The 1,497-nt window shown below is 55.2% G+C and carries 1 protein-coding gene; it reads left to right on the top strand.

All coding sequences use genetic code 11. The features are described from left to right. Window positions 1-1,497 (top strand): AMP-binding protein (locus tag BSI_RS0121815; protein WP_032732420.1); only part of this gene is annotated, 1,497 nt, incomplete at both ends.

Here is a 1,497-nt window from a genome sequence, read left to right on the forward strand (position 1 = left end):
GTTTTGGTGGTCCCTTTCCGGCGCTTCGGCTTATCTGCTTCCGCCCGGCTGGGAGAAAGACCCGGCATTGATTGTAAAAGCCATTCATCAGGAAAAAGTGACAACGGCTCATTTTATTCCGGCTATGCTGAACAGCTTTCTGGATCAAGCGGAAATGAAAGCGCTCGGTGATGGGACAAGCCTGAAGCGTGTATTCGCCGGAGGTGAACCACTTGCGCCCCATGTGGCAGCCCGTTTTGCTTCTTTATTGCCGCAGGTATCGCTGATTCATGGCTACGGGCCGACAGAAGCGACGGTAGACGCGGCATTTTACGTGTTGGATCCAGAGCGGGACAGGGATCGCTTGCGGATTCCGATTGGAAAACCCGTACCCGGTGCGCGTTTGTATGTTTTAGATCCGCATTTAGCCGTACAGCCTTGCGGGGTCGCCGGCGAACTGTACATTGCCGGATCGGGTGTGGCCAGAGGCTATTTGAATCGGCCGGCATTAACGGAGGAGCGTTTTCTTGAGGACCCGTTTTACCCGGGTGAACGCATGTACAAAACCGGGGATTTGGCGCGCTGGCTTCCTGACGGACATGTTGAATTCCTCGGCCGTTTGGATGATCAAGTCAAAATCAGGGGCTACCGTATCGAGCTTGGAGAAATTGAAGCAGCGCTTAGAAGCATTGAAGGCGTCAGAGAGGCAGCCGTTACCGTACGGACAGACAGCGGCGAGCCGGAATTATGCGCCTATACAGAAGGACTAAGAAGAAACGAAGTGCGGACGCAGCTTGAAAGACTGCTGCCGAGCTACATGATCCCAGCCCATATAATAGAGATGGAACAGTGGCCGGTTACGCCAAGCGGCAAGCTTGACCGAAACGCCCTGCCAGCTCCTGGCGGAGCGGCAGATGAGGAGGCCTACACGGCGCCGAGAAATGTGACAGAGATGAAGCTTGCCCAGCTGTGGGAGGACGTGCTGAAAAACGGCCCTGTCGGGATTCACGACAACTTTTTCGACCGCGGAGGACATTCCTTAAAAGCAACGGCGCTTGTTTCACGGATCGCCAAAGAATTCGATGTACAGGTGGCGCTGAAAGATGTGTTTGCCCATCCGACGGTAGAAGGGCTGGCTTCCGTTATCCGTGAAGGAACGGACAGTCCATATGAAGCGATGAAACCGGCTGAAAAGCGCGAGGCCTATCCGGTTTCCTCCGCCCAAAAAAGGATCTATGTCCTTCAGCAGCTGGAGGACGGAGGGATAGGCTACAATATGCCGGCTATGTTAGAGCTGGAAGGGGAGCTGGACCCCGAAAGGCTGGACAGGGCTTTTAAAGAGCTAATCAAGCGCCACGAGTCGCTTCGGACATCCTTCGAACAGGACGAAAGCGGCGAGCCGGTGCAGCGCATCCATGACGAGGTGCCGTTTACATTACAGACAGCAGTCCTCGGCGAACAAACCGAACAGGAAGCCGCAGCCGCGTTTATCGAGCCCTTTGATCTCAGCCAAGCGCC

Source organism: Bacillus inaquosorum KCTC 13429, assembly GCF_000332645.1.
In the GTDB taxonomy this organism is placed as follows: domain Bacteria; phylum Bacillota; class Bacilli; order Bacillales; family Bacillaceae; genus Bacillus; species Bacillus inaquosorum.